Below are 25,630 nucleotides of genomic sequence, written 5' to 3'. Positions count from 1 at the left end.
GGCTCACCGGGGCGGGTTCGGCCCGCCCGCCTGCTCCGTCTGCAGTTGGTAGGCCTGGGCCTGCAGGTCGTACAGCTCGCCGAAGACGCCGCCCGCCGCGAGCAGCTCCGCGGGCGGTCCTTCCTCGATGACCCGGCCGTGGTCGAGGACGTAGACCTGGTCGGCGTGGCGGACGCTGGCGAGCCGATGCGTGATGAGCAGCACCGTACGGCCGTCGGCATGGCCGCGGATGCGCTCGAACAGCGCGTGTTCGGCGCGGGCGTCCAGGGCCGCGGTGGGCTCGTCGCAGATGAGCAGCGGAGCGTCCCGGTAGAAGCCGCGGGCGACGGCGATCCGCTGCCACTGACCGCCCGACAGCTCGTGACCGTCCTTGAACCGCCGGTCGAGCAGCGTGCCGTACCCGTGGGACAGCGGCGCGATGACCTCGTCGGCGCCGGACGCCCGGGCCGCCTCGGCGATCAGGGCGTCGTCGGGCGTACGGCCCATCGCGATGTTGTGCCGTGCCGTCATCGGCCAGTGGGTGTAGTCCTGCGGGATCATCGCGACGTTCTCGCGCAGGCGTTCGAGGTCGACCTCGGAAAGGCGGACGCCGTCCCAGCGGACCTCGCCCTCGTCCGGCCGGTACAGGCCCGCCAGGATCTTGGCGAGGGTGGTCTTGCCGGATCCGTTCTCGCCGACCAGCGCGACGACCTGCCCCGCGTGGATCCGGACCGAGACCCCGCGCAGGCTGGGCTCGTCGGCGCCCGGATAGGTGAACCAGACGTCCTCGGCGGTGATGACGTCGAAGGTCGCCGGCGCCGGCCCGTGCCGTCCTTCGGGGATCCGGACTTCGGCCTCGGCGCAGAAGTCGAGATAGTCCGCGAAGTACAGGCCCGACTCGTAGCACTGGTTGACCGCGTACAGCAGGGACGCGAGGGAGGTCTTGCCGGTACGGATCGCCAGGACCGCGGTGCCGGCGACGGCGAGAGGTACGGACCCGGTCGCGAGCAGCGCGCCGAGCGCGACGTACACCGCCCCGGTCGCGACGCCACCGACGATCTCACCGATCACCCGCGCCACCGCCTGGCGACGGGCCAGGGCCACGTGGACCTCGCACTCCTCCGTGGCGAGGCGGTCGTGTTCACGGCCGAGGAAGCCGCGCATCGTGAAGGCGCGGATCTCCGCCGCGGAGTCCCGGTCGGCCATCAGGTCCGCGAGCACCCACTTGCGGCGGCGGACCGGCGACAGGGTGAAAATGGTCAGGTAGCGCATGCGGGCCGCTCGCGCCGCGGCCCAGCCGTCGGGAACGGCGGTGAGCAGCAGCAGCGGCAGCAGCACGGGATGGAGCACGCCGAGCGCTCCGGCCGCCGCCGTCAGCCCGACGAGGCCGGTCAGGATGTCGATCGCCTCCTGGACGACCGACGACGCCTCGTACAGGCCCTGCTGGCGGGCGCGGTGCATGGCGTCGTGGAAGTCGGTGTCGTCGAAGGCCGTCAGGTCCACCCGCGTGGTGAGGTCGAACAGACGGGTCTCGACGATGCGGTTGACCTTCGGCCGCAGCCGGGCCTGCGCCCATCCCGCGCCCGCCTGCAGCCCGGAGCGCAGCGCCGCCGCACCGGCGACCAGCGCGAGCGAGGGCAGGGCCGCCCGTACCCGGTCGGGTGTCGCCCCACCGGCGAACAGGGCGGTCAGCACGCCGGCCGTCGCCAGGAGCCCGTACGCGGTGAACACCCCGGCGGCGAGGTTCAGCAGGATGGTCACCACCGTGTCGAACCGGCTTGCCCGCCACGCGAGGCGGATGGCCGCGCCGATCAGAGTGGGCAGGCGGCGGCTCATGCCCGCCAGGCTCGTCGAGGCCAGCTCCGCCAAGTGCGCCTGCCAGGGCACCGCGGCCATCGCCCCGACGACGGCGCCCTCCCCCGCGGTCGCCTCCTCTGTCCCTTCCGGGGCCTTCCGTGCGGGCTCGTTCCCCGCCCGCTCGGCCGAACGACGTCGCATCACGCCTCCCCCAGTGGCCACCGAGGGCAGTGTCCCTCCGTGGAAAGGAGATCACCGGTCGTAGGGCCGTTCCGGTATTGATCGTCCGGTCGGTGAGACGGATGATCCGGGAATGGACGTTCAGGAGATCGCCGACCGGCTGGAGGTCGGCGAGCTGCTCGCCCGCTATGTCCGCGCGGTGGACGGCGGGGACTGGGCGCTGCTCGACTCGGTCTTCACCGAGGACGCGACCATCGACTTCTCCGCGTCCGGCGGCGTGAGCGGCGACCGCGAAGCGATCAAGCGCTGGCTGGGTGAGGTGCTGGCGGCCTGGCCCGGACGGCAGCATCTGATCGGAGCGGTGACGATGGCGGTCGACGGCGACGAGGCACGGGTCAGCGCGTCGTTCGCCGACACGCTCGCCCCCTCACGGTCGACGATCGCCGCGACCGAGCCCGGGATCATCCGCGGCGGTGGCTGGTACCACCACCGGCTGATCCGCACACCCGACGGCTGGCGCAGCCGCGAACTCGTCCAGGAGCAGTCCTGGCGCACGATCGCCTGAACGTCTCGGTCAGTCGGTGAAGGCCGCGGTGTCGAGCGTCAATTTCCACGGCTCGGGCAGATCGAGCAGACCGCCGAGGACGATATCGGTCTCGTGCCGATATCCCGCTTGCCCCGGATCGGACAGCAGACGGACCTTTCCGGTGAGCGTGTCGATCACCAGACATAGCGACACCCCTGCGGCGGCATAGTGCCGTGGCTTCACCTCGTGATCATCGACCACGCTGCTGGGAGACACGACCTCCGCCACGAGGAGTGTCTGGTCGCCATATATGTGGCCGGCTCCCCACATGCGCGGCTTAGGCCGAACGACGATCAGATCCGGCCGATAGCGGTCCTGTTGCGGTCCCAGAAATACCGACATCTCGGTGAGGATCTCCCACCCGCGCTCCTTGGCCAGTCCGACGAGTTGCAGGAGCAGCTGAAAGACGATGCACGCGTGATCGTAGGTCGGCACAGGGTTCACCACGATCCGGCCATTGATGATCTCGACGCGATGGTCGGGGAGTTGCTCACAGAACTCCCGGTAGTGCTTCTCCAACTCGACGCGGGGATCCACCGGTGCCTCAACAGTATCGACGGCCATAGATGCATCCTTCCCTCCGGGAGGCGAGGACACAAGGTGACAGAGACGGGACTTACCGTAGTCGAAAATCCTGTCGAGTCAACTCATCGTAATCAGTTGATTACGATTCTCCCGTCGGGCGATTCGATCGAGGACCGCAGCTCGACCGGCGGCGTGAACCGGACTCGCGGTCAGTCCGCGACAGCCGGACGGTTCAGGGTCGCGAGGCCGGTCCAGGTGAGGTTCATGAGGTGGGTGGCGGCCTCTTCGGGGGTGACCTCGGGGGTGCGGGCCCGCCACAGGGCCATGCGCTCGCAGGCGCCGATGATGCTCTCGGCGTAGGCCTCCAGGGCGCGGCGCGGGCGGTCCGGGAGGTGGGCGGCCAGCAGCTCCACCATCATCTCGCTCTGCTGGCGGCGGATGGCCTCGATCTCCTCGGCCGCGCTCCGGAGCAGCACCGGCTCCTGCAGGAGCACCAGCCAGGCCCTGCGGTGCGCCTCGTTGAACCGGAAGTAGGCGACGTAGCCGCGCCGCAGCATCTCTTCGGGAGTGCCCCCCGCGCCGACGGCGCGCTCGGTGACCTCGCGAAGCTCGCCACGTGCCCTTCGGACGACGCCGAGCAGCAGCCCCTCCTTGGAACCGAAGTACTCGTACAGCATCGGCTTGGACAGCCCGACGCGTTCGGCGATCTCCTCCATGGAGACGGCGCCGTACCCCCGTTCGGCGAACACCTCCTCGGCGACGTCGAGCATCTGCTGCTCACGCTCGGCGCGGGACATCCGCGGGCGGCGGGCTCTCACGGCGTCGTTCGGGATCACATGTGAACTCTATCTCACCCCTACCGTCGGTAACCTACTCTTGGTAACTTACTACTGGTAACCTGAGGGTGAGCGATGATGACCCGGGAGGCTCAGTGAAGATCGCGATCATCGGCTCCGGATTCGGCGGCCTCGGCATGGCCATCCAGCTGAAGCGGGCGGGCTTCGACGACTTCGTCATCCTGGAGAAGGCGGGCGACCTCGGGGGCACCTGGCGCGACAACCAGTACCCGGGGTGCGCGTGCGACGTGCCGTCGCACATGTACTCCTTCTCCTTCGAGCTCAACCCCGACTGGTCGCGGATGTTCGCCCCGCAGCCGGAGATCTGGGACTACCTGCGCCGCTGCGTGGACAAGTACGGCCTCGCCCCGCACCTGCGCTTCGGCAGTGCCGTCGAGGCGATGGAGTGGGAGGAGACGGGCCGCCACTGGCGGGTCACCCTGGCGTCCGGCGAGGTCCTCACCCCGAAGGCCGTGATCTCGGCGATCGGCGCGCTGCACGTGCCGTCCTACCCCGAGATCCCCGGCGCCGAGCGGTTCCAGGGCACGGCGTTCCACTCCGCGCAGTGGGATCCGGCGGCCGACCTGTCCGGGAAGAGGGTCGCCGTGATCGGCACCGGCGCGTCGGCGATCCAGTTCGTTCCCCGGCTCGCCGACGAGGCGAGCCGCCTGCACGTGTTCCAGCGCACCCCGCCGTGGATCCAGCCCAAGCCCGACTTCCTCCTGTCCGACGGCGCACGGCGCGTCTTCCGTCACGTGCCCGGGACGCAGCGCGCCCTCCGTAACGGCCTCTACTGGATGCTGGAGACCCGTGCGGTCGGGTTCACCCTGGACCCGAGGCTGATGGCACCGATGGAGCGGATGGCCCGTCGCCACATCGAGCGGCAGATCGACGATCCGGAGCTCCGTGCGAAGGTCACCCCCGACTACACGATCGGATGCAAGCGCATCCTGCTGTCCTCGGACTACTACCCGGCGCTGACCCGTCCCCATGTCGACCTGGTCACGGAGCGGATCACGGAGATCACCGAGACGGGCCTGGTGACCGCGGACGGCACCACGTACGACGTGGACGTCATCGTCTACGGCACCGGCTTCAAGGTCACCGAGGCGCTCGCCGAGCAGCGGATCGTCGGCCGGGACGGACTGAAGATCCAGGACGCCTGGGCCGACGGCATCGAGGCCCACCACGGCGTGACGGTCGCGGGCTTTCCGAACCTCTTCATGCTCCTCGGGCCCAACACCGGTCTGGGCCACAACTCCGTCGTGTTCATGATCGAGTCGCAGGTGCGGCACGTGCTGAGCTGCCTGCGCCTGCTCTCGGAGAAGAAGGCCGAGGCGATCGAGGTGCGCGCCGACGCCCAGCGGCGGTTCAACGACCATCTCCAGCGAAGGCTGCGCCGGGCGGTGTGGAACGAGGGCGGCTGCACGAGCTGGTACCTCGACGAGCACGGCGTGAACCGCACCCTGTGGCCCGGCTTCACCTTCGAGTACTGGGCGCGCACCCGTCGCGCCCGCCGGCAGGACTACGACCTGTCCTCCGCCTGAGCCACGCCGCACCTACCCGAGCCGCCCGATCTCCCATCTGAACGCGTCCTGTCCTCCGCCTGACCCACGCCGCACCTACCCGAGCCACCCGAAGGGCGGTCCCTCAGGGCGTGGCGTAGCCGCGGTGCCGGGCGAGCGCGGCGAGGTCCGCCCAGTCCTCTCCGGCATGGGCGTGGTCGGGCAGGATGCAGCCGAACGTCAGCGGGCGCGGGACGTCGTACCGCGGGACCTTCAGCCGTGGCCGCCTCGTGAAGTCGAGGACCTCGGCCAGGTTGCGCGCCGCCGCGTCCCGTACGGTCAGCGGGGCGAGGCCGAACCGCCACTCGATCATCTTCAGGATCGACGTGTGGTCGTAGACACGATGCGCCACGTGGCCGCGCCGGGCCCGCGGCGAGACGACCACGCAGGGCACCCGGAAGCCGCGCAGGCCGGCGCCGAGGTCCGGGTCCGGGTCGGGGCCGGCGGGCGGAGCGACGTGGTCGAAGAACCCGCCCCACTCGTCGTACGTGATGACCAGCACCGTACGGGACCAGTCGGGACCGCTCACGACCGCGTCGTGCACCTTTCCCAGGAAGTGCTGGCCGAGCCGGATGTCGGCGAGCGGGTGCTCGTCCTCGGACAGGCCGGGCACCGCCTCGCCGAGGAAGCCGGGCTCCACGAACGAGACCGCCGGAAGCGTGCCGGTCGCGGCCGCCGCGTAGAACTCCGCGATCGGACGGCTGATGCCGAGATACCGCGTCCCCCACAGCGCGGTGTACGGCACGTCGCTGTAGTAATAGCGGCCCTTGACGCCCTTGGCGGCGAGCCTGTCCCAGATCGTCGGCATGGTGGCGAGCTTCTCCACCGACGTCGTACGCCGATCGGTCTGGGCGGCGTGCAGGAAGAACCGGTTGGGGAACGTCGGGCCCATCATGGCGGCGAAGTAGCGGTCGCAGACGGTCCAGTCGCGTGCGGCACGGCCGTAGAACCCCAGGTCGGCGGCCTCGTAGTAGCCGATGGACAGCAGGTCGTTCCCGCCGGCGCGCAGCCAGCCGTCGCACGCCCCGCCGTTCAGCTCGACCCGGCCGCCCTCGTACGAATGGTCCGGGTCGTGGAAACCGCAGCCGTGCGGCGCGGTCAGGTGGTGCGTCTCGTGCGTCACGCCGTCGCGGTCGGCGTACGTCAGCCCGGCCTGCCGGCCGTCCGCGCCCGGCAGCCAGCCGAGGTAGTGGTCGAAGGAGCGGTTCTCCATCATGACCACGACGATGTGGTCGATGCCCGACCGCTCCGGCGCGGGCAGTCCCGTGGCCGCCTCGGCCCGGCCCTCGGTGAGGGGCTCGGCCGCGACGACGCCCGCCGCCACCGCCCCCGCCGTCCCGGCGATGAACCCGCGTCGGCTGACCTCGCCCACCGTCGCCTCCCAGCGTCATGACCCGGTGCCGAGGCGAGTATGACGGCTTGATCCGGCCGCGAACGGCCGATCGGGAGGCCGGTTCCGGACAGTCGCACTTCTACCAAGCAAATGCTTGACCAAATGATGCTGAGCGCCGTATAACCAGCGCAAGCGTTGACGCTCGTGCTCACTGACGGCTCCGGCCGCACCTGCGGCCAAGTCACTCCGGCGGGGTGCTCTCGGCGGCCCCCGCCGACTCCTCCCTGCTTTCCGGCGGTCCGGCGACCCGGGCCGCCGCTCCCCCCGGGAGCGCCCCATGGATTCCCCGTCCCACCTCTCCCGCCGCGGCCTGTTCGCGGCCGCCGGTGCGGCCGTCCTCACCTGGGTTCCGGCGTTCCGGATCCCCGCCCGCGCCGACACCCTGCCCGGCTTCCCCCTGCCGCTCTACCGGCAGGCCTACCAGAACTGGTCCGAAGAGATCACGGTCGAAGCCGCCCTGACCTGCGCGCCGAACACCCCCGCCGACGTGGTGGCCGTCGCGAACTGGGCGCAGCAGAACGGCTACCGCGTCCGGCCCAAGGGCATGGGACACAACTGGTCGCCGATCCTCGTACCGAACGGCGCGGACGTCAGCAAGGTCATCCTCGTCGACACGACACAGCACCTGACGTCCGTCAGCGTCGGCTCATCGACGGTCACCGCGCAGACCGGCGTCACGATGGACACCCTGCTCGCCACGCTGGAGACGGCCGGCCTGGGGTTCGCCGCCATCCCGGCGCCCGGGGACATCACGCTCGGCGGCGTCCTCGCGATCAACGCGCACGGCTCGGCCATCCCCGCCCAGGGCGAGAGCCGGCTCGCCGGGACGAGCTACGGCTCGCTGAGCAACCTCATCCGGTCCCTGACCGCCGTCGTCTGGAGCGGCGGCGCGTTCACCCTGAAGACGTTCACCCGGACCGATCCCGCCATGAAGGCGTTCCTGGCCCACCTCGGCCGGGCGTTCGTCACCGAGGTCACCCTGGAGGTGGGCGCCGACCAGCGCCTGCGCTGCCAGAGCCGGTTCGACCTCCAGGTGACCGACGTCTTCGCCGCGCCGGCCACCGCGGGGTCGAACTCGTTCGCGAGCCTCCTCAACGGGTGCGGGCGGATCGAGGTGATCTGGTTCCCGTTCACGACCGTCCCGTGGATCAAGCTGTGGACGCTCAGCCCGACCAAGCCGGCCCTGTCCAAGCAGGTGGACAGTCCGTACAACTACACGTTCGCGAACTTCATCAACCAGCAGCAGTCCGACTTCATCGCGCAGATCGTGGGCGGGGACGTGTCGGTCACCCCATCGTTCGAGAACCTCGAGATGTCGATCGTCGGCTCGGGACTGATCACGACCGGCACGTGGGACATCTGGGGCTGGTCCAAGAACACCCTGCTGTACGTCCAGCCGACCACGCTGCGGATCGTCGAGGCCGGGTACGCCGTCCTCACCGCGCGGGCGAACATCCAGCGGGTGGTCAGCGAGTTCTACAACCAGTACGTCTCGCGGATCAACGCGTACAAGGCGCAGGGCCAGTATCCGATGAACGGCCCGATCGAGATCCGCGTGACCGGCCTGGACCAGCCGTCCGAGTCAGAGGTCAGTGGCGCCGTCACGCCGCAGCTGTCCTCCGTGCGGCCCCGCCCGGACCACCCCGAATGGGACGTGTGCGTCTGGCTCGACATGGGGACCATCCCCGGCACGCCCCAGTGCAACGCGTTCTACCGCGAGATGGAGCAGTGGATCTTCTCCAACTACACCGGCTCGTACGCGACCGTGCGGCCCGAGTGGTCCAAGGCGTGGGCGGTCACGAGCAGTGCCGCGTGGGCCGACACGACCATGCTCACGACCACCATCCGCAACGCCGTGAACGCGGGCCAGGCGGCCGGCGACGGCTTCGACGCCGCGCGGACCACGCTCAACGGCTACGACCCGAACCGCGTGTTCAGTAACACGTTCCTGGACACGCTCCTGCCGTGACGCACGGCGTCGCCCGGCTCGACCGTCCGCCGGCCGGGCGACGCCCCGCCTACCCGGGGGTTTCCGGATCACTTCGCGAGCGGGCTGTCGTCGAGCTCCTCCAGCAGGTGCGCCGTTCCCTCAAAGACGGCGACGGCACCGGTGTCCCGCTCACTCCACGTACCGCAGCAGGGCTCCCACCCCGGACTCGGCTCGCAGCGACTCCGGCGGCAGGAGCACCAGGTCCCCGTCGGTGCCGGCCAGCGCCCGGATGAGAGCGGCGTCGGCCAGGTCCTCGACGGGGTCGGCGACGCCGAGCTCCCGCAGGTGATCGGCCGAGGTCGCCAGCTCGGTCGGCTGAGGCCCGGTCCACACGGTGGTCGACGACTCGGGCCGGTCCTCCAGGAACAGGCAGGCGACCTGGCCCTTACGCAGCGCGTCCGTCACGCCGTCCAGGCCTTCGACCGCGCGGCCCTTCTTGGTGAGCTGCTCCTCGAACCGGCTCAGCAGTGACGTGAGCTGCTCATGGCGCTTGAGCTCGACGGCGCGGGCGATCTCGTCGTCCAGCGCGGGCCCGGCCCCTCCCACGTCGATCAGACGTGCCTGGAGGTGTTCCGGCAGCTCCTCCTGGACGGCGGTGCGGGCACGGACGTCTCCGGCCAGCACAGCGACGTCGGCGCCGCAGTCGTCGGCGGCCGCGACGATCGCGTGGGCGACCTTCTTGGCGTTGGTCCGCCAGACCTCCTCGGCGGCCCGCTGCTGCTTGTCCTGCCGGAACATGTCACCGGCCTTCGTCTTGCGCACCGGGAAGTCCTCGTCGGGCTTGACGCCGATCGTCCGGCGTGCGCCGTCCCGCGACACGCAGGTGATCTCCCCGCCGAGCCGGTCGACGGTGGCCGCCAGGTAGGCGATCGGCTGCCCGCGCTGCGCCAGCAGCGGCTTGACGTGCGGAAGCGGGGCGTACCGGGCCAGTTCGGCCAGCGGCGCGCCGGGCAGGACCTCGTAGTGGACGGCCTCACCGCCCGCCGCGAACACCGCGAGGGTGCCGGACTCGCGCCGGGTGTTCTCCTCGTCGACGATCCGCGCGATCGCCTCGATCGTCGCGGGCGGGGCTCCCTGCTCGGCCAGCTCCCGCTGCCGCGCCCGGCGGCGCAGCTCGATGACCTTCGGGGCGTCTTCCCTGGCCCGTCTCATGTCGAGGTATACGGAGGCGAACGGTCCCGGGCTGTCGTACAACGACTTGAGGAAAGTAACGTCCATGCTGGCCGCCTACCCGCCGAGGGGATCCCAAACCCCGGATCCGGCCCGCCGAAGCAGGTCAGCCCTTTTCGGCCCGCTGGAACCGCGGGTACGCCAGCCGCAGCGGACCCGCGCCCGCCCCCGGACGGTCACTGCATCTCTTTGCGGCCCAGCCGGCCACAGCATCTCTTCCCGGCCCCGCCACGGCCGGCCCGCGCCCGCCCCCGGACACGGCCCGCGCCGGACGCGTCACGTCAGCCCTCCGCAGCCCGCTGGAGCCGCGCGTACACGAGCTGGAGCCAGTCGGCTACCGGCGTTCCCGGAGGTCAGGGGATCAAGGGCCTGGCCGTCAGGCGAGCGACTCGATGAAGTCCGTCAGCTGGGTGAGGTTGCGGCATTCGCGCATCGGCACCACCGCGCCGTACGCCGAGGCGGCCGAGTCGCCGGAGTCCCAGTCCGCGACGGGCTCGGGGTTGAGCCAGTACGCATGCCGCGCCCGCCCGGCCAGCCGTCGTACGGCGTCGAGGTTCAGCGCCCCGTAGTTACTGCGGGCGTCCCCGAGGATCAACAGAGCCGTCTTGGGCGTGATCGCGTCCGCGTACCGGTCCTCGAACACCCCGAACGCGCGCCCATAGTCACTGTGCCCGCTGACCCAGACCAGCCGCGCCTCGCGGGTCATCCTCGTCATCGCCTCCACCACGTCGGCGCCGGGTGCGAAGAAGCTGGTGATCTCGTCCAGATCGTCGATGAACGCGAACGCCCGCACCCGGGCGAACTGCTCGCGGAGCGCGTACGTCAGCAACAGCGTGAAGTGCGCGAAGGAGGAGACCGAGTCGCTGGCGTCGCACAGCACGACGAGCTCGGGCTTGTGCGGGCGCGGCGGCCGGTGGTGCGTGGTCAGCGGGACGCCGCCCGTCGACAGTGACGCGCGCACGGTCCTGCGAAAGTCCAGCCGTCCGCGCCCGCCGTGCCGCCGGCGATGGGCGAGACGCGCGGCCAGTCTCCGGGCGAGCGGTTGGATCTCCCGCCGGATCGCGGTCAGGTCCGCGCGCGTCGCCCGCAGGAAGTCGACCTGCTCCAGCGGCGGCCGTACGGTGCTGCGCGCGATCTTCTCCGCGCCGCTGTCCTCGGCGATCCGCCGCCGTATGTCCTCGGCGACGAACCTCTCGAAGCGTTCGACGCGGCGCACGAACGTCCGGCGGGCGACCTTCTCGTCGAGGCCTCCACGTGAGGTCAGCACGGCGGCCAGCAGCCCGGCCATGAGCGTCTCCGGGGACAGCGTTCGCAGCACCTGGAAGGAGAACCACTGGCCGTTCCCGCCGGCCCCGCTTCCGCCCGGGCCTCGGCCGTACGCGCCGACGGCCTCGCGGGCGAAGTCGCGCAGGGCGTTCTCGTCTCCCTCCAGCAGGAGCCGGCTCAGCTCGTCACGGAGCCGCCGCACCTCCGGGTCGTCGTACGCGGGGCGCTCCCGTGCCGTCTCGGGGCTGCCGGTCACCCGCGGGAACCACAGGTCGAAGAGCGTGTCGAATGCCTCACGGTGCGCGTGCCGCTTGACGAGGGTGGCCGCGTACGCCGCGCGAAGCGACTCACGCTCGGTCAGATCGATGGCGGCCAGGGCGTCGACGGCGTCCAGCCCTTCGGCGAGCGACACGGGCAGGCCCGCCTCCCGCAGCGCCGTGAGGAAACCCAGGTGCCGGTCCAGCAGCGCCATCAGGACTCCCGGATCTCAGCCGACGGCGTCATCACGCCACGGATCCCATCGGACACCCTCACGCTCCTGGGTCTCACCGAGCACGGGCATCGCCGTGGACGACCTCCTTGAGCGCGCGTTCGTGGTCGGAGTGGTGTTTGAGGACGACGCCGAGCGTCGCGGCGATCGCTTCCCCGTCGAGCCGGTCGAGGCCGAGTGCCAGGAGAGTACGGGCCCAGTCGAGGGTCTCGGCGATGGAGGGCGCCTTCTTCAGTTCCAGCTCCCGCAGCATCGCCACGACCTGCGCGAGCCGGGCCGCGAGCGCCTCGTCGATGCCGGGCACGCGGGCCCGTACGATGTCGCGCTCGCGTTCGGTGGACGGGTAGTCGAGGTGCAGGTAGAGGCAGCGCCGCTTGAGCGCCTCGGACAGCTCGCGGGTCGCGTTGGAGGTGAGGACGACGAACGGCCGACGCGCCGCCGTGATCGTGCCCAGCTCGGGGATGGTCACCTGGAAGTCCGACAGCACCTCCAGGAGCAGCCCCTCCACCTCGACGTCCGCCTTGTCCATCTCGTCGATCAGCAGCACCGTCGGATCGGTACGCCGGATCGCGGTCAGCAGCGGGCGTTCCAGCAGGAACTCCTCGGTGAAGATGTCGTCGTGGGTGGCGTTCCACGACTGGTCGCCGGCCGCCTGGATGCGCAGCAGCTGTTTCTTGTAGTTCCACTCGTACAGGGCGCGCGGCTCGTCGAGGCCCTCGTAGCACTGGAGCCGTACGAGGCGGGCGTCCGTGATCGCGGCGACGGCCTTGGCCAGCTCCGTCTTGCCCACCCCGGCCGGGCCCTCGACCAGCAGCGGCTTGCCGAGCGCGGCGGCGAGGTAGACGGTCGTCGCGATCGCGTCGTCGGCCAGGTAGTCCACGGCCGCGAGACGCTCACGGACGTCGGCGGGCGAGGTGAAGGTCATCTGCGCTCCAGGAAACGGACCGAATCGCGTTCGAACCTATCCCATCCGCCCCGGAAAACGGATGGACGCCCGAGACAGGGCACCCGGTGAGAGCCCCCGCGAATGGTGGCGGCTGGCGTACACGCCCGGCGGTGACCTCGTGGGGCTCGTCGTCCCGACCCGTAACCACACCGCACCGGTCGTCGGCCTCATCGGCGTCGTGCCCGAACAGCGGGGCCACGGCTACGCCTTCGACCTCCTCGCCGAATGCACCCATCTCCTGGCCTGCCAGGGAGCCGAACGCATCCTGGCCGACACCGATGTGACGAACACGCCCATGGTCGCCGCGTTCGCGAAGGCCGGTTATCCCATCACCCAGGAGCGGATCTTCTTTACTTGACCCTTCGCCGGGCGGTACGCGAACGTGAGATTCGTTCACCGTCCGGCGATGTTCCGGCGCGCCTCCTGACACCTACGACGAGCAGGTCGCCAAGCTCCGCCTGATCATGGAGACCACCAAAGAAGTTAGCCTCAGGGCCATGACGATACGACGGGCCCTGGTTCTCGGTGGTGGCGGTCTGGCGGGGATCGCCTGGGAGACAGGCGTGCTCACCGGCCTGACCGACGCCGGTGTCGACGTGCGGGGCGCCGACCTGATCGTGGGAACGTCGGCCGGATCCGCCGTCGCGGCCCAGGTGAGCAGCGGCCTGCCGATGGAGGATCTGTTCCGGCGACAGGTCGAGCCCGCCCTCCAGGCCAGGGAGATCCCCGCGAACCTCGACCTCACGACCTACGCCGCCACCCTCGGGAAGATCATCGCGGGCACAGAGGACGTTCTCGAGATCCGTCGCCGTATCGGCGCCTGGGCACTGGACGTTCCCACGGTCCCGGAGAAGGCACGACGAGAGGCCGTCGCCTCGCGCCTGCCGTCATCCGAATGGCCGGACCGCCCGGTCGCCATCACCGCCGTCGACGCGGAGACCGGTGAGCGGCGGATCTTCGATCCTGAGTCCGCCGTGAATCTGGTCGACGCGGTGGCGGCCAGCTGCGCCGTCCCCGGGATCTGGCCGCCGGTCTCCATCGACGGCCGCCGCTACGTCGACGGCGGCGTCCGATCCAGCGAGAACGCCGACCTGACCTTGGGCTACGACCGCATTCTGATCCTCTCTCCGACACCGGCCGACGCCCCGAGCCCCCCGTGGGGCGGCCTCAAGGAAGAGGTCGAAGAGCTCAGACGCCGGGGCTCCACGGTCGTGGTCGTCCACCCGGACGAGGCGTCCGTCGCCGCGATGGGCCCCAACCCGCTCGACCCGTCCATCCGGGAGGCGACGGCGCACGCGGGTCGTGAGCAGGGCCGCCGGGAGGCGGACCGTACCGCCCACGTGTGGAGGTCTGCGCGTCCAGGCACCGTAATGTGAGACATCGCGCCGAGGGCGAAGGCCCCGACGCTCATGCCGCTTCGCCTGCGTACACGGGTCGGGGCCGCGCCCCGACTCCCGGAGTTCGCCGGCCCTAGTCCGGCGCGCATCCCCGCAAGGTGTGTGCGATCACGTCGTCCAGTCCGTGCTCGGTCGTCTCCGGTGGCAGCATGCCGCTCACCGCCAGGCCGGCGTAACCGTGCAGGGTCGCGAAGACCGGCACACCGACGCGCTCCACCGGTCCCTCCCGGACCTCGCCCCGGCTCTGGCCATCGCCGATCAGTTCGACGATCTCCTCGGCCCAGCGCTGGGCGGCCACGCTCAGTGCCTCCGACGCCTCCGGGTCGTGCTTGATCGAGTACATCAGGTCGAGCAGCGCGGCGTTGGCCGTGGCGAATCCCACATAGGCGCGGACCATGGCGTCCAGCCGTTCGGCGAACGACTCGCCGGCCCCTTCCTGGGACGCCGCGATGATCTCGCCCAGCCGCTCGAAGCCGTTCAGCGCCAGCGCGTCCAGCAGGTCCTGCTTGTCCTTGAAGTGGCGGCTCGGCGCGGCGTGGCTGACGCCCAGGTCACGGGCGAGCTCGCGCAGCGACAGGGCGGCCGGCCCCTTCTCCCTGAGCGTCTCCTCGGCGCGAGTCAGCAGCGCGGCACGGAGGTCTCCGTGGTGGTAACGACGAGGGCGGGTCTGCATGGCCGTCAGTGTATCGGAGAAGTGATCACTGCCTACATTGTTGTCGTTGACAGCATTGTTGACATCGCCTACATTGCGCTCATGGCTACTGCATCCAGCAAGTGGAACGTCACCGACATACCCGACCAGACAGGCCGCACCGCCGTCGTGACCGGCGCCAACAGCGGGCTCGGCATCGCCACCGTCGAGGCGCTGGCCGGAGCGGGCGCCCATGTGGTGCTCGCCGTACGGGATCCCAAGCGCGGCGAGGCCGCCGCCGCGACCGTGCGGGGGAGCGTGGAGGTACGCCGGCTCGACCTGGCCGACCTCGCCTCCGTCCGCGAGTTCGCCGCCGGCTGGCACGGCGATCTGCACCTGCTCGTCAACAACGCCGGCGTCATGAACATCCCGCAGGCCGCGACGAAGGACGGCTTCGAGATGCAGTTCGGCACCAATCACCTGGGCCACTTCGCCCTGACCAACCTGCTGCTGCCGCACATCACCGACCGTGTGGTGACCGTGTCGTCCGGCGCGCACAAGATGCCGGGCAGCCCCTACATCCACTTCGACGACCTCGACCTGACCGGCGAGTACGCTCCCATGAAGGCCTACAGCCAGTCCAAGCTGGCCAACCTGCTGTTCACGCTGGAACTCCAGCGGCGGCTCACCGAAGCGGGCTCACCCGTACGCGCCATGGCCGCGCATCCAGGCTGGGCCGCCACCAACCTCCAGGGACACGACACCAACGTCATCCGGCGTACCCTCGCGCGGATGGGCAACAGGTTCATAGCCCAGGACAACCGGGCCGGTGCGCTCCCCACCCTGTACGCCGCAGTCCAGGACCTGCCCGGCGCGAGCTACGTCGGTCCCGACGGCTTGGCCGAGATGCGCGGCGCCCCGACCCTGGTCGGCCGCTCGGCGGCGGCCAGCGACCCTGCCACCGCCCGGCGCCTGTGGACCGTCTCCGAGGAACTCACCGGCGTCACCTTCCCCGAACCGGCCACGGCGGCCAGCGCCTGAAGGCCCGGCCCACCGCCCTCCCGGCCGGTCCAATCCGTGGTGGCCGATGGCAGGACGTGCCCGAGTGATACGGCAAGTCCGGAGGTCGAGCCGGCCGCCGATCCGTTGATTAGGATCGGCTCCAGTTGCCCGTCGGGTGGTGCCATGAGTCCACGGAAGTGGCGGACGATGTTCCGTACAGCGTCGCTTTCCCGGAGCACTACCCCTACCTCAATGTTGTGCGCGAGCGCCCGGTCGGTCAGGTTGGCGCTGCCCAGTAGCGCCACAGGCTCATCTGCCGCGATGAGCTTGGCGTGGAGGCTGCGCGTGAACGGCCTACGACCGGGCGGTTCCGCGACGGCCAGCGCCAGAATCGCGCCAGGTCCTCCAGCCTCCGGAAAACGGCAACTCCGCCGATATTCCCGGCAAGTGCTCCGCCTTCCCTCACCGTCGTCTCCAGGATCATGTCGATCGAGACACCACGGAGCACCGCGGCGACCAACTCTTCGATGACCACGGCAACGGCGCCCTTGCGTGGCACCGATCCAGCACTGCTCGCTATGAATCGGCCGCGGCGGACGGTGAACTCTCGGCCGACACGGCGCAACCGCCGCCGCCCGCTCTCGGCCGGTGAAGAGGTGGCGGGCCCGGGATGCGTTTCCGCCAGCGGTCCTCGACGAGCGAACGCGCAACGCCGACACGCGTGGCCGGTGGACCGTTCGGTCGATGCTCCGCGACGACCAGAAAGCGCGCATCGGTGGTCAAGAGATTCGGCGACATGTCGTATGCCTTACCCGCGGGCGTGGTCCAGCGGAGCCAGCCGTCATGCTCGGTGAACCGCCAGCCATCGGCCTGCTTCGTCCGGTGATGCCGGCGGCACAGCGGGCTCATGTTGCACGGGCAGGTCGCGCCGCCCCGGTCGTACGGGACGCGGTGATCGAGATCGCATGCGGAGGCCGGACGACCGCAGCCCGGGAGCACACAGGTCGGCTGCAGAATCCGGATGACATGGGCCATCTCCGCAGGAGGCCGATAGCCGAGATGCCCGTGGTGGAGAGGTTCGCCGTCAGAGCCGGTAACAGTGACGCACCAGCGCGTCTTGGGATCGGACGCGGCACCGGCCATCTGGCGGGCGATCTCCGCGGTGAGCGGACCGTACCCGGCCACATCGCCCGGCTCGGCGGACAGCCCGAGCAGCGTGAGCAGCGGAACGGTCAGGTGCACGGTGCCGATCCGACCTCCGACGGCGCGGGCCATCGCGTCAGCGGCCACCACACGCGGCATCCGCGTCCGAGGATCGATGCGTTCGCCGTCATCGGCGATCGAGGTTTCGCCGGGTCGGCCATCCGGGGTGTCACCGGACAAGTGGCAGGAGGTCATCCGCATCGCCCGCGACGCCGCCGAGAAGGGCTGGTGGGACTCCTTCGGCGACGCCATGGGCGCCCGCCAGCGCCTCTACGCCGACATCGAGTCCGGCGCCAAGACGATCCGCGAATACCACCAGACGGCGATGCCCGGCATCTTGCAGACACCCGAGTTCACGTGGTCGCTGGTGCAGCTCACCCGCGCCGAAGGGACGATCGACTACGTCCCCGAACGCATGGCCGAGGCCCGCCTCCAGCGCCGGCGCCAGATACTGCGACCGGGCGGACCAGCGTACGAGATCATCCTCGATGAGATCGTCATCCGCCGGATCGGCGTGCCGCCGGACGTGCTGATCGCCCAGCTCCGGCACCTGGCCGACACCGCACGGGCGGAGCCGAACATCACCATCCGGCTCCTGCCGATCGACGCGCGCATCAGCGGCGGTCTGCTTCCGAAGTCGCCGTTCTTCCTCTACACGTTCGCGGACGCCGAGGACCTGCCGATGGCGGTCGTCGACACCGTCACCACCGATCTCGTTCACACCGAGCCGAGCGAGGTGCTGCGGTATACACGACGGTATGACCATCTCCGGCAGGCGTGTCTGTCGCCCGAGGACAGCGTCGCGCTGCTGACCGAGCTGGCCGACGCTCCCCTCTCAGGACAGGATCTCCTCCATGACCACTGAAAACACCGACTGGCGCAAGTCGAGTCGCAGCGAGCCCAACGGAGCCTGCGTCGAGGTGGCGGTCGCGACGGACGCACGGCGCGCCGACGCCGCGAGTACCGTCGTCTGACCATCCATGCCCGACGGCGAGACCCCGGCGACGATCGCGATGCCGGAGCGTCCCCCTGTCGCCGGCTCCGCCGAGATTCTCGCGCGACGCGCCGTGAGAGAGGAACGCACGGCAGGTGGCCGTGATCCGCATGCGTGCCGCCGATGACGAACCGTCCGATGCAGAACCAGGCATAACAAGCGGCTCCGCCATCGGCGGCTGCGTACGGCAGCGCCCGCGCCGCGCAGCGGGGCGAAAATCAGGCACCAACCGGGAGCTGTCCCCCGTATCGTGAAGGCCCTGCCGATCGCCGGCCGACGCGAGGGGGACGGGTTGGGGCGCGAGCAGCGGCGCATGGCGGACCTACTGGAGTACTGGCGGGCCATCGAGCTTTTCGCACCACCGACGCTCGCCAAGCCGACAAAGATAAGCGAGCGCAAGGCCGGCACCGAATGGGTCCAGCCAGTGGCCATACGGGATGGAGGACCTTTACCCGCGCTGCCCTGGCAGCCCGGTCACCTGCTGTCCGAGGAACGTCCCAGGGGCGGCCGGTACGGCGCGTCGTGGCGGCACACCGTCTACGGCGGCGTGTTCTCGCTTGACACAGTCCGCACGTCACTGGCAGACCGGTTCGGCTTCCAGCAGGAAGAGGACTACGCCGGGAGGCGGAAGGCCGGAGAGACAGCCGTCTTCGCGTTCACCGTGGATGAGCGGGGCATCCTTCTCGAGGACACCGCGGTGTTCTCCTCCTGTGCGTGGGCCACCGGCCGGATCCTCGATCCTGGGCCTGGAGACAGCGGCTGGCTCGATGGATTCGACACCATCTCGGCCGAGTGCGCGATGGCCGTCCTCCGCCTCACGCATCACTACTTCTCCTATGATCCGGGCACGGATTCGGCGTCGCCGGAAGGCTGGCGCAAGCCGATCGGCGAAATCCTCGGGTCGGCCGCCGAGAACGCGGTGAGCGCGCTGATCGCCTCGCTGAGCGGGATGATCGGCGCCGTAGGGGTCGGCCTGCTCTCCGGGGTGGCCAAACCTGTGATGGACCGGCTCGGCAAACGTCTCGCCGGGAAGGACGAGGCGCCCGACGAAAACGGCGAGACGCGGGAGACCAAGCCTCAGGAAGATGAGAAGGAGCATGGCGGCGGCCCGGGACGGCCGCTACTCCTCCCGGACGTCGTGGCCTTTGCAGCACACGTAGCCGACGTCTGCGGCGTATCGCATCTCGTCGACCACCGGCGGTTCCTGATCCACAGCCGACCGGTCTCGAGGAAGAAGGACGGTTCGCTGCCGGATCCCGAGCCTCCGTTCCTGAACAGCCTGCTCCCCGAAGACCTGGAACGCGTCGCGGCTGCGGCCTCCGGCGGGTACGGCGCCGCCCTGACGCGTTACCTCACCGCGCCCTCCGCCGTACCCGCCGGTGACCGCATCGACGTGCGCGAGAGACGGGACGTGGTGATCGACGGCGTGAGCCCCGCAGCGTTCACGCTCGGCCGCTGGCCTGCGGACACCGACAAGCCCCTTGCCCTGAGCCAGCAGTTCGCGGTGAACGGCATCGTCGCCGAACTCATGCACGGTGCCGGGCTGTTCTCCGTGAACGGCCCGCCGGGCACCGGCAAGTCCACTCTGCTGCGCGACCTGATCGCCGCGATCGTGGTGGAACGGGCCGTACGCCTGTCCAAATTCGCCACGCCCGACCAGGCGTTCAAGAGTCGCTTCTCATGGACGACGGACGATGGCATGAGCCGCAGCGTACGGGCACTGGATCCGAGCCTGACCGGTTTCGAGGTCGTCGTCGCCGCGTCCAACAATGGCGCGGTCGAGAACATCACCGCTGAGCTTCCCGCGCTCGGCGCGATCGGCGACGAATGGCAGGGCGAGACCTCGTACTTCCTGGAGCAGGCCACCTCGCTGCTCGGAGCCCCCGCGTGGGGAACGGTGGCAGTACCGCTTGGCAACCGCGAGAAACGGCGATTGTTCCTGGACCGATTCTGGTGGGGCGGCAACAGGGCCGTCGGAATGCAGGAGTTGCTGCAACAGTTGGAAGCCGACCCGGTGCTCTATGATCCGCCGGCGAAGGAGCGCTTTCCGGAAGGGACGACCCGTCCCGCCTCGCTGCCGGACGACACACCGCCGACGCCGACGGGCTGGCCGGACGCGGTCGCCCGTTTCCGGAAGGCGTTGGACGATGTGACGCGGATGCGCAACGAACGTGGCGCGGCCGAAGACGCGCTGCGTCACCGTACGTCCGTGGCCGACGAGCGGGAGGCGAAGCTCCGGGCGGCCGACACCGAACGGGACTGGGCGGAGATCTGCCGGCGCCGAGAATACGCCGACCAAGAGGCCCGGTCCGCGGAGCACGCAGTACAGGCGATCTACATCGAACTCGACCAGCACGCCGCCACTCGGCCACGTGGTCTCGGATCGCTGCTGGGCGCCGGCAGAACGATTCAGGCATGGCGAGAGCGCGACGGAAGGCTACAGGCGCGGCTCTCCGCGCAGCTTACGATTCTGGCCGACGCCCGGGCGCGCGCGGACGCCGCGATCCAACACGAGAGAGCAGCCCGGCGAGCCGCCGATCAGGTGGCCGAGGCGGCCAAAGCCATCGCGGCCCGGCGGGCCGCGGACGAGCGCCGGATCGAACGCGCCCGCGCAGCATGGGGCGACTCCTTCCCCGGCGACTGGGACGAACGTGATGACGAGCAGCGGGAGCTGTCGGCTCCCTGGTCGGACGACGAGTGGCTACGGGCTCGAACCCGTCTGTTCCTTGCCGCCCTCGACCTGCACCGGGCATTCGTCACGGACGCGGCCAGGACCATCCGCATCAATCTGCTACAGCTCGCCAAGAAGCTCAGCGGCGAAAGGGGCGCTCCCCCGCCCGACGCCGAGCTCGCCGCCTGGCAGACCCTGTTCCTCCTGGTGCCCGTCGTCTCGACGACGTTCGCCTCGTGCGGACGGCTGTTCAGCGCACTGGGGCGGGAATCCCTGGGATGGGTACTCGTGGACGAGGCGGGACAGGCCGCCCCGCAGGCGGCGGTCGGGGCGCTGTGGCGTGCCCGGCGGGCCGTGCTCGTCGGTGACCCACTCCAGCTCGAACCCGTCGTCCCCTTGCCGGAGGCCGTGCAGGAGCTGCTGCGGCAGTGCTACGGCGTCGGGCCGGAATGGCTACCGTCCCGTGTATCCGCCCAGAGCGTCGCCGACCGGGTCAACCGCATGGGAACGTCCGTGGCGCGGCGTCGAAAGGACGGGGAGCTGGAGACGGTGTGGGTGGGCGCCCCGCTGCGGGTGCACCGCCGGTGCGAACGCCCGATGTTCGAGATCAGCAATGCCATCGCCTACGACCATCTGATGGTGTACGGGACCGCGGAAAAACAGTTCCCGGACGAGAAGCGGACGTACTCGCGGAGCAGCTGGGTCGATGTGGTGAGCGCTGATACGGAGGGCAAGTGGGTGCCCGCCGAGGGAACCGCGCTCACGCAGATGCTGGAAAAACTGCACCGCCGGTGCGGTGTCGGTCTCGATCGGATCCGGGTGCTGAGCCCCTTCCGGGACGTGGTGAAGGGATGCAAGGCCGCCGTCCAAGCTCTCGACTGGGCAGCCTCACCACTTCCGGGCGTGAAGGGATACGAGAAGCAGGTCTCGGAGTTCATCAACGCCAACATCGGGACTGTCCATACCATGCAGGGCAAGGAAGCCGACGTCGTCATCCTCGTCCTCGGCACGCATCCTCAGCACCATAAAGGTGCGCGGGACTGGGCCTCCGAAACGTCTAACCTGCTGAACGTTGCGGTCAGCCGTGCGAAGCGCCGGCTGTTCGTTATCGGCAACCATGAAGTGTGGAGCCAGAAACGCTACTTCGACACGCTGGCGACCGAACTTCCGCGCCACTCTTGGCCGTCGAGCAGTGGCACCGCTGGGTGAACGTCACCGCGCCGTAGTTGAGGTCATCGTCAGAAAAGCGCATCCGGCAGCGAGAACAGGAGACGGGGCGTGGAATTCGACGTCCCCATCTGGGGTTCGACCGGTCTGCTCAGGCGCCGACGGTGCCGTCGATGGCCTCGCGGAGGAAGTCGGCGTGGCCGTTGTGCCGGGCGTACTCATGGATCATGTGGAGCATCACCAGGCGGAGCGACACGTCCTCTTCCCATTTCGGCTGATGGCCCGTGACGTCCAGCGACTCCGCCGACTCCTCGATCCGGCGGGAGTGCTCGACCTCCGTCTGCCAGGCGTCGAAGGCCTCCGACCGCGTCGCCGCGCTCGCGTCGTACGCCACCTGGTAGTCGCGCTCGTCCGACCAGACGAGCGGGATGTCCTCCCCGTTGATCACGATACGGAACCAGGTCCGCTCGACCTCGGCCATGTGCCGGACGAGGCCGAGCAGGGAAAGCGTCGACGGCGGCATCGACGCGCGGCGCAGCTCCTCGTCGGACAGGCCCTCACACTTCATCGCGAGCGTCGCGCGGTGGTAGTCGAGGAAGGCGCGCAGCATCTCGCGTTCTCCCCCGATAAGGGGCGGGCCGATCCGTTCAATGGTCATGACCGAATTCTTGCGTACCTGCCGGACCACCCCGGCCGACGACCGCGGAACCGTACGGTCCGGATCACGTGGCGGCCGGTACGGGGGCCGGGGCCGTCATGACGGGGAGGGGCAGGGAGTCGCCGACGATGCCGAGGAGCGCCTGGGAGGCCGGGTTGTTCGTCGGGCCGTCCGTGGGGACCGCCACCGACACCCGCCAGGACGGGGGTGTCGCGCGCAGGGGCAGGACGCGGACGTTCTTCTTCCTCTTGTACGCGATCGGCCGGGGCACCAGGGCCACGCCGAGATCGTGCTGCACGAAGTCGAGGAGACTGTGCACGTCGTTGACCTCCAGGGCGACGCGCCGGCGCAGCCCGGCCGCCGCGAACGCCCGGTCGGTGATCTGGCGCGCTCCCCAGTCGGCGTGGAAGTCGACGAAGACCTCGTCCTCCAGCTGCGACCAGTCGACCGCCTCGTTCGCCGTGAGCCGGTGGTCCGGATGGCAGACGAGCATCATGGGCTCCGTCGTCAGCGACGTCAGGGTGACACCGGCCGGCGGGTCTCCCGAGATCGCCACGAAGGCCAGGTCCAGGCGCGCGGCGCGGACCTCTTCGACGAGGTGCGAGGAGCCGGCCTGGCGCAGCCGGATCTCCACGCCGGGGTGGACGGCCCGGAAGCGAGAGAGCACCGCCGGGATGTCGACGACCCCCAGACACTGTTCAGTGCCGATGCACAGGGTGCCGCGCAGGAGGCCCTGCACGGCGGCAACGGCGTTGCGAGCCGCCGCGACGCTCGCGAGGGTGCGCCGCGCCTCGGCCAGCAGGGCCCGGCCCGCCTCGGTCAGCTCGACCCGCCGGGTACTGCGGACGAAGAGCGGCGCGCCGAGCTCGCGTTCCAGCGCGCGGATCGACGCGGACAGGCCGGACTGTGCCAGGTGCAGGCGTTCCGCGGCGCGGGTGAAGTGTGCTTCCTCGGCCACCGCCACGAAGTACTCGAGATGCCGTAGTTCCACGATTCAGCACTCTAACTGCTTGATCTCATCGGTTTCTTCTGTTGGACACCCGCTCCCCCGGCCAGCAGGCTGAGAGAGGTCGAGCGGCCGGGGGGCATGCCCGCCGGTTTCCGGGTCTGGGGCCCGGGTCGCCGTCGTGCGGCGGTCCCCCGCGGCGCCGCGCGACGCGACGATCGTTCCATTCCTTCTGACGGATGCCTCGGAGGCTTTTGATGCGTACTCGCCGGATCGGCGATGTCCAGGTCGGCGCGATCGGGCTGGGGGCGATGCCCATGTCGATCGAGGGACGGCCCGAGGAGAGCCGTTCCATCGCCGCCGTCCACGCGGCCCTCGACGCGGGCGTGACCCTGATCGACACGGCCGACGCGTACCACATCGGCGCGGACGATGCCGGGCACAACGAGTCCCTCATCGCCAAGGCCCTGGCCTCGTACGGCGGCGACACCTCGGAGGTGCTGGTCGCGACCAAGGGCGGTCACGTGCGCCCCAGCGACGGGAGCTGGACGCTCGACGGGTCGCCCGAGCATCTGCGGCGGGCGTGCGAGGCGTCGCTCAAGCGGCTCGGTGTCGAGGCGATCGGGCTGTACCAGTTCCACCGGCCCGATCCGGCCGTCCCGTACGCCGAGTCCGTCGGCGCGCTGCGCGACCTCCTGGACGAGGGAAAGATCCGCATGGCCGGCATCTCCAACGCGAATCCGGGCCAGATCCGCCAGGCCCAGGAGATCCTCGGCGGTCGTCTGGTCTCGGTGCAGAACGAGTTCTCACCGAGGTTCCGCAGCAGTGAGCCGGAGCTGCGGCTGTGCGACGAGCTGGGCATCGCCTTCCTGCCGTGGAGCCCGCTCGGCGGCATCTCCAAGGCCGGCGACATGGGCTCCGCCCACGCGGCGTTCGCGCGGGTCGCGCGGGCGCACGGGGTGAGTCCGCAGCAGGTCTGCCTGGCCTGGATGCTGGCGAAGTCCCCGGTCGTCATCCCGATTCCGGGATCGAGCCGGCCGGAGACGATCCGCGACTCGGCGGCGGCGGCCGACCTGGAGCTCACACCGGAGCAGATCGCGGAGCTGGACGCGGCCTGACCGGCCGGTCGGCCCCGGGATCGAGGCCGTACGAGGTACGGCGACGTAGACGACGATGCGAAGAGGAGACGACGTGGCACTTCCCGCTCAACCGCTCGGCACGACCGGCATGGAGATCAGCAGGGTCGGTTTCGGGGCCTGGGCGATCGGCGGCTCCGGCTGGAAGTTCGCGTGGGGACCGCAGGACGACGCGGAGTCGGTCGCGGCGATCCGGTACGCCGTCGAGCAGGGCGTCAACTGGATCGACACGGCCGCGATCTACGGCTTGGGGCATTCGGAAGAGGTCGTCGGGCGCGCCCTGAGGGAGATCCCGGAGGCCGACCGGCCGTACGTCTTCACCAAGTGCGGCAATGTCTGGGACCCGGCGAACCCGGAGGCGCAGCCCCGGCGGATCGGGGCCGCGGACAGCATTCGCCGCGAGGTGGACGACTCATTGCGGCGCCTGGGTGTCGAGCGCATCGATCTGTACCAGGTCCACTGGCCGGCGCAGGACGGGACGCCGCTGGAGGAGTACTGGCAGACGCTGCTCGACCTGAAGGCGATGGGCAAGGTACGGGCGGTGGGCCTGTCCAACCACGACGTCGGCCGGCTGGAGACCGCCGAGAAGCTGGGACACGTGGACTCGCTCCAGCCGCCGTTCTCGGCGATCCGCCGCTCCGCCGCCGCCGAGATCGGCTGGTGCGCCGAGCACGGCACCGGTGTGATCGTCTACTCGCCGATGCAGTCGGGGCTGCTCACCGGGGCGTTCTCCCGTGAGCGCGTCGCGAACCTCCCCGAGGACGACTGGCGCAAGCGCCACCCGGACTTCACGACGAACCTCGACGCCAACCTCGCACTCGCCGACGCTCTGGCGGCGGTCGCGGAGCGGCGCGGCGTACCGGCCGCCTCGGTCGCGGTGGCCTGGACCCTCGCCTGGCGCGGGGTGACCGGCGCGATCGTCGGCGCCCGGCGCCCGGACCAGATCGACGGCTGGCTGCCGGCCGCGTCCCTGGAACTGACCCCCGAGGATCTCGACGAGATCGCGGCGGCGATCGGGAGCACGGGCGCCGGGGATGGACCGGTCGCCCCGGGCCGCTGACGGGCCGCGCTCGCCGCGACGCGGCCCGCACCTTTACAATGT

General features: G+C 70.2%; 23 protein-coding genes and 1 pseudogene. 11 read left to right on the top strand and 13 right to left on the bottom strand.

Annotated elements, in window-relative coordinates:
• Positions 1 to 3: 3 nt before the first annotated feature.
• Positions 4 to 1,977 carry an ABC transporter ATP-binding protein gene (locus NE236_RS08680; RefSeq protein ID WP_308209069.1) on the bottom strand — a complete coding sequence of 658 codons (1,974 nt, stop codon included), beginning with the start codon at positions 1,975 to 1,977 and terminating at the stop codon, positions 4 to 6.
• Between the two features lie 112 nt (positions 1,978 to 2,089).
• Here NE236_RS08680 and NE236_RS08675 point away from each other — a divergent pair, with 112 nt between their 5' ends.
• Complete coding sequence (locus NE236_RS08675) at positions 2,090 to 2,521, top strand: nuclear transport factor 2 family protein (RefSeq protein WP_252841335.1); 432 nt, start codon at positions 2,090 to 2,092, stop codon at positions 2,519 to 2,521.
• A 9-nt stretch (positions 2,522 to 2,530) separates the two neighbouring features.
• On the opposite strand, the gene NE236_RS08670 is transcribed toward NE236_RS08675, so the two are convergent.
• Positions 2,531 to 3,106, bottom strand: a complete 576-nt coding sequence (locus tag NE236_RS08670) for a Uma2 family endonuclease (RefSeq protein ID WP_252841334.1) — start codon at positions 3,104 to 3,106, stop codon at positions 2,531 to 2,533.
• Between the two features lie 170 nt (positions 3,107 to 3,276).
• Positions 3,277 to 3,903 (bottom strand): TetR/AcrR family transcriptional regulator, encoded by a 627-nt coding sequence (locus NE236_RS08665; RefSeq protein ID WP_252841333.1) that lies wholly within the window; start codon positions 3,901 to 3,903, stop codon positions 3,277 to 3,279.
• A 95-nt stretch (positions 3,904 to 3,998) separates the two neighbouring features.
• On the opposite strand from NE236_RS08665, the gene NE236_RS08660 reads away from it, so the two are divergent.
• Positions 3,999 to 5,450: a flavin-containing monooxygenase gene (locus NE236_RS08660; protein ID WP_308209068.1), complete on the top strand. Its 1,452-nt coding sequence runs from the start codon at positions 3,999 to 4,001 to the stop codon at positions 5,448 to 5,450.
• A gap of 103 nt (positions 5,451 to 5,553) precedes the next feature.
• On the opposite strand, the gene NE236_RS08655 is transcribed toward NE236_RS08660, so the two are convergent.
• Positions 5,554 to 6,840, bottom strand: coding sequence for an alkaline phosphatase family protein (locus tag NE236_RS08655; protein WP_252841332.1), 1,287 nt, complete (start codon positions 6,838 to 6,840; stop codon positions 5,554 to 5,556).
• Between the two features lie 298 nt (positions 6,841 to 7,138).
• On the opposite strand from NE236_RS08655, the gene NE236_RS08650 reads away from it, so the two are divergent.
• Positions 7,139 to 8,830 carry a cholesterol oxidase substrate-binding domain-containing protein gene (locus tag NE236_RS08650; protein WP_252841331.1) on the top strand — a complete coding sequence of 564 codons (1,692 nt, stop codon included), beginning with the start codon at positions 7,139 to 7,141 and terminating at the stop codon, positions 8,828 to 8,830.
• A gap of 150 nt (positions 8,831 to 8,980) precedes the next feature.
• Here NE236_RS08650 and NE236_RS08645 read toward each other — a convergent pair whose 3' ends face one another.
• The 3 genes from NE236_RS08645 to NE236_RS08635 form a co-directional block, all read right to left on the bottom strand.
• Positions 8,981 to 10,069 (bottom strand): baeRF2 domain-containing protein, encoded by a 1,089-nt coding sequence (locus NE236_RS08645; protein WP_252841330.1) that lies wholly within the window; start codon positions 10,067 to 10,069, stop codon positions 8,981 to 8,983.
• A gap of 328 nt (positions 10,070 to 10,397) precedes the next feature.
• The gene (locus NE236_RS08640) at positions 10,398 to 11,759 is read right to left on the bottom strand and encodes a vWA domain-containing protein (protein WP_252841329.1); all 1,362 of its coding nucleotides are present in this window, start codon (positions 11,757 to 11,759) and stop codon (positions 10,398 to 10,400) included.
• 73 nt (positions 11,760 to 11,832) lie between these two features.
• On the bottom strand, positions 11,833 to 12,702 hold the full coding sequence (locus NE236_RS08635) for an AAA family ATPase (protein WP_252841328.1): 870 nt from the start codon (positions 12,700 to 12,702) through the stop codon (positions 11,833 to 11,835).
• A 61-nt stretch (positions 12,703 to 12,763) separates the two neighbouring features.
• Here NE236_RS08635 and NE236_RS08630 point away from each other — a divergent pair, with 61 nt between their 5' ends.
• Positions 12,764 to 13,081: a GNAT family N-acetyltransferase gene (locus tag NE236_RS08630; RefSeq protein WP_252841327.1), complete on the top strand. Its 318-nt coding sequence runs from the start codon at positions 12,764 to 12,766 to the stop codon at positions 13,079 to 13,081.
• A gap of 139 nt (positions 13,082 to 13,220) precedes the next feature.
• Positions 13,221 to 14,099: a patatin-like phospholipase family protein gene (locus NE236_RS08625; protein WP_252841326.1), complete on the top strand. Its 879-nt coding sequence runs from the start codon at positions 13,221 to 13,223 to the stop codon at positions 14,097 to 14,099.
• A gap of 94 nt (positions 14,100 to 14,193) precedes the next feature.
• Here NE236_RS08625 and NE236_RS08620 read toward each other — a convergent pair whose 3' ends face one another.
• On the bottom strand, positions 14,194 to 14,793 hold the full coding sequence (locus NE236_RS08620; protein ID WP_252841325.1) for a TetR/AcrR family transcriptional regulator: 600 nt from the start codon (positions 14,791 to 14,793) through the stop codon (positions 14,194 to 14,196).
• Positions 14,794 to 14,874: 81 nt separating this feature from the next.
• On the opposite strand from NE236_RS08620, the gene NE236_RS08615 reads away from it, so the two are divergent.
• A complete protein-coding gene (locus tag NE236_RS08615; RefSeq protein WP_252841324.1) occupies positions 14,875 to 15,792 on the top strand; it encodes an oxidoreductase in 918 nt (305 codons plus the stop codon).
• Positions 15,793 to 15,998: 206 nt separating this feature from the next.
• On the opposite strand, the pseudogene NE236_RS44995 reads toward NE236_RS08615, so the two are convergent.
• The 3 genes and pseudogenes from NE236_RS44995 to NE236_RS08605 form a co-directional block, all read right to left on the bottom strand.
• A pseudogene (locus NE236_RS44995) lies at positions 15,999 to 16,058 on the bottom strand (hypothetical protein); the annotation flags it as partial.
• Positions 16,031 to 16,288 carry a hypothetical protein gene (locus tag NE236_RS08610; protein ID WP_252841323.1) on the bottom strand — a complete coding sequence of 86 codons (258 nt, stop codon included), beginning with the start codon at positions 16,286 to 16,288 and terminating at the stop codon, positions 16,031 to 16,033. The gene NE236_RS08610 and the pseudogene NE236_RS44995, both read right to left, overlap by 28 nt.
• A 41-nt stretch (positions 16,289 to 16,329) precedes the next feature.
• Complete coding sequence (locus NE236_RS08605) at positions 16,330 to 17,055, bottom strand: HNH endonuclease signature motif containing protein (RefSeq protein ID WP_252841322.1); 726 nt, start codon at positions 17,053 to 17,055, stop codon at positions 16,330 to 16,332.
• A gap of 16 nt (positions 17,056 to 17,071) precedes the next feature.
• Here NE236_RS08605 and NE236_RS08600 point away from each other — a divergent pair, with 16 nt between their 5' ends.
• The 3 genes from NE236_RS08600 to NE236_RS08590 all read left to right on the top strand — a co-directional run bounded on the left by NE236_RS08600 (position 17,072) and on the right by NE236_RS08590 (position 21,830).
• Positions 17,072 to 17,821, top strand: a complete 750-nt coding sequence (locus NE236_RS08600) for a DUF5753 domain-containing protein (RefSeq protein ID WP_252841321.1) — start codon at positions 17,072 to 17,074, stop codon at positions 17,819 to 17,821.
• Positions 17,811 to 17,930, top strand: coding sequence for a DUF397 domain-containing protein (locus NE236_RS08595; RefSeq protein WP_252841320.1), 120 nt, complete (start codon positions 17,811 to 17,813; stop codon positions 17,928 to 17,930). Before NE236_RS08600 ends, NE236_RS08595 begins: the two co-directional genes overlap by 11 nt.
• A gap of 270 nt (positions 17,931 to 18,200) precedes the next feature.
• Positions 18,201 to 21,830, top strand: coding sequence for a DEAD/DEAH box helicase (locus NE236_RS08590; protein WP_252841319.1), 3,630 nt, complete (start codon positions 18,201 to 18,203; stop codon positions 21,828 to 21,830).
• 109 nt (positions 21,831 to 21,939) lie between these two features.
• Here the strand turns inward: NE236_RS08590 and NE236_RS08585 are convergent, their stop codons facing one another.
• The gene (locus tag NE236_RS08585) at positions 21,940 to 22,446 is read right to left on the bottom strand and encodes a DinB family protein (protein ID WP_252841318.1); all 507 of its coding nucleotides are present in this window, start codon (positions 22,444 to 22,446) and stop codon (positions 21,940 to 21,942) included.
• A gap of 64 nt (positions 22,447 to 22,510) precedes the next feature.
• The gene (locus NE236_RS08580; RefSeq protein ID WP_252841317.1) at positions 22,511 to 23,437 is read right to left on the bottom strand and encodes a LysR family transcriptional regulator; all 927 of its coding nucleotides are present in this window, start codon (positions 23,435 to 23,437) and stop codon (positions 22,511 to 22,513) included.
• Between the two features lie 212 nt (positions 23,438 to 23,649).
• Between NE236_RS08580 and NE236_RS08575 the strand changes: the two genes are divergently transcribed.
• Positions 23,650 to 24,510: an aldo/keto reductase gene (locus NE236_RS08575; protein ID WP_252841316.1), complete on the top strand. Its 861-nt coding sequence runs from the start codon at positions 23,650 to 23,652 to the stop codon at positions 24,508 to 24,510.
• Between the two features lie 73 nt (positions 24,511 to 24,583).
• Complete coding sequence (locus NE236_RS08570) at positions 24,584 to 25,588, top strand: aldo/keto reductase (protein WP_252841315.1); 1,005 nt, start codon at positions 24,584 to 24,586, stop codon at positions 25,586 to 25,588.
• Positions 25,589 to 25,630 lie beyond the last annotated feature (42 nt).

The organism is Actinoallomurus purpureus (assembly GCF_024055795.1).
Classification (GTDB): domain Bacteria; phylum Actinomycetota; class Actinomycetes; order Streptosporangiales; family Streptosporangiaceae; genus Actinoallomurus; species Actinoallomurus purpureus.
Note: the sequence above shows the minus strand (reverse complement) of the source record. Positions and strands in the feature narration are given on the sequence as shown.

Bases quoted from the DNA above. Each gene is read 5' to 3' on its own strand.
- NE236_RS08595 (WP_252841320.1), top strand. From the start codon at position 17,811: ATGACCACTGAAAACACCGACTGGCGCAAGTCGAGTCGCAGCGAGCCC.
- NE236_RS08620 (WP_252841325.1), bottom strand. From the start codon at position 14,793: ATGCAGACCCGCCCTCGTCGTTACCACCACGGAGACCTCCGTGCCGCG.
- NE236_RS08645 (WP_252841330.1), bottom strand. From the start codon at position 10,069: ATGGACGTTACTTTCCTCAAGTCGTTGTACGACAGCCCGGGACCGTTC.
- NE236_RS08600 (WP_252841321.1), top strand. From the start codon at position 17,072: ATGCGTTCGCCGTCATCGGCGATCGAGGTTTCGCCGGGTCGGCCATCC.
- NE236_RS08575 (WP_252841316.1), top strand. From the start codon at position 23,650: ATGCGTACTCGCCGGATCGGCGATGTCCAGGTCGGCGCGATCGGGCTG.
- NE236_RS08625 (WP_252841326.1), top strand. From the start codon at position 13,221: ATGACGATACGACGGGCCCTGGTTCTCGGTGGTGGCGGTCTGGCGGGG.
- NE236_RS08675 (WP_252841335.1), top strand. From the start codon at position 2,090: ATGGACGTTCAGGAGATCGCCGACCGGCTGGAGGTCGGCGAGCTGCTC.
- NE236_RS08640 (WP_252841329.1), bottom strand. From the start codon at position 11,759: ATGGCGCTGCTGGACCGGCACCTGGGTTTCCTCACGGCGCTGCGGGAG.
- NE236_RS08650 (WP_252841331.1), top strand. From the start codon at position 7,139: ATGGATTCCCCGTCCCACCTCTCCCGCCGCGGCCTGTTCGCGGCCGCC.
- NE236_RS08585 (WP_252841318.1), bottom strand. From the start codon at position 22,446: ATGACCATTGAACGGATCGGCCCGCCCCTTATCGGGGGAGAACGCGAG.
- NE236_RS08615 (WP_252841324.1), top strand. From the start codon at position 14,875: ATGGCTACTGCATCCAGCAAGTGGAACGTCACCGACATACCCGACCAG.
- NE236_RS08605 (WP_252841322.1), bottom strand. From the start codon at position 17,055: ATGCCGCGTGTGGTGGCCGCTGACGCGATGGCCCGCGCCGTCGGAGGT.
- NE236_RS08635 (WP_252841328.1), bottom strand. From the start codon at position 12,702: ATGACCTTCACCTCGCCCGCCGACGTCCGTGAGCGTCTCGCGGCCGTG.
- NE236_RS08670 (WP_252841334.1), bottom strand. From the start codon at position 3,106: ATGGCCGTCGATACTGTTGAGGCACCGGTGGATCCCCGCGTCGAGTTG.
- NE236_RS08680 (WP_308209069.1), bottom strand. From the start codon at position 1,977: ATGCGACGTCGTTCGGCCGAGCGGGCGGGGAACGAGCCCGCACGGAAG.
- NE236_RS08630 (WP_252841327.1), top strand. From the start codon at position 12,764: ATGGACGCCCGAGACAGGGCACCCGGTGAGAGCCCCCGCGAATGGTGG.